This window comes from Natrinema soli (genome assembly GCF_028618695.1).
Map to the genome: position 1 here is coordinate 1 of NZ_JAQIVI010000281.1, position 1,091 is coordinate 1,091.

The following is a 1,091-nucleotide window of genomic DNA, read 5'->3' on the forward strand; positions in this document are numbered from 1 at the left end:
CATTGCAGCGACCGCCGCGGCAAACGGTGTGATCTACAGCGTCACGGGTGCCGGTCTGATCGCTCTCGAACCCGAGACCGGTGCCGAAGTCTGGCAGGAAGGAGTCCACGTTGGCTCCCATGTCAATACCATCTACGCGACGTCGGCAGCGGTCACTTACGACGTCGGTACCACCGAGGAGTGGCCGTTGTACGATGCCCGAACAGGCGAGTTTGCAGCCATGGGTTACGGGACCCACGAAATAGCGTTCGGCGAGGAAATCCACGTCGGCGGCGGCACCGACCAGACGTACCCCGGCGGGTCGATTCACGGTGACGAATACAGTTGGGATCTCAGCGTTACGTACACCTATGGACAAGCCGTCATTAGCGGAGAAACCGTGTTCGCGTATCTCAATCAGAACGCGCACAATTACGGGGAGCGGGACTACGACGAGGACCTCGTCGCCCTGAACAAGTACGACGGGTCTGAGAAGTGGGTGCTTTCGAAGGACGACGCGCCGGTTGGACCAATCCATGCGATTAGCGGCGAGACGATCTATGTCGACCACGACGGCGATCTCGTAGCACTTCGCGAAGAAGCGGACACGGACGACTAGCCGACGAGAGTGACGAGAACGACGACACAGATGGAGGAAACGACAGGCAAGACAATCAGCAGGACAGCAAGGACGACAGCGACGACGACGGTGGAACCGGTAGCGACGACGGCGGATCCAGTGGCGGCAACGGAGAGTCTGTCGATGACGATGACAGCGACATCGGGAACGGAAACGCTAGAAATGGGGATGCTGGAAACGAGACGAACGCTGGAAATGAGGCGGACACCGAGAACAACACTGACGCCGACAACGTGCCCGGCTTCACGGCCGGTGGCGGACTTCTCAGCGGGGCGCTTGGCCTTGAGTGGCTGCGCCAAGAGAGTGAGTGACGCCGAACGTCTCTTCCATGTTCTCACGAACGAGTGCGGACGTCCACGTGATTCGTCGTAGCCAGCTTCGGACGGCGACGCGGCCAGCGTCGCCGTCAACTCCGCCCACTGTTTGCCGGGAAGCCGAGTGGATTCCCGGGACGTGAGAAGTCGCCGAGACC

Annotated in this window: 1 protein-coding gene and 1 pseudogene; one reads left to right on the forward strand and one right to left on the reverse strand. The window is 60.8% G+C overall.

Annotation, left to right across the window (positions count from 1 at the left end; translation table 11 throughout):
• Positions 1-930: pseudogene (locus PGX04_RS17165) on the forward strand (PQQ-binding-like beta-propeller repeat protein); the annotation flags it as partial.
• Here PGX04_RS17165 and PGX04_RS17170 read toward each other — a convergent pair.
• Positions 884-1,091: hypothetical protein (locus tag PGX04_RS17170; protein ID WP_273739635.1), on the reverse strand; the 208-nt coding region annotated here is incomplete at its 5' end. The pseudogene PGX04_RS17165 and the gene PGX04_RS17170 sit on opposite strands and share 47 nt — an antisense overlap.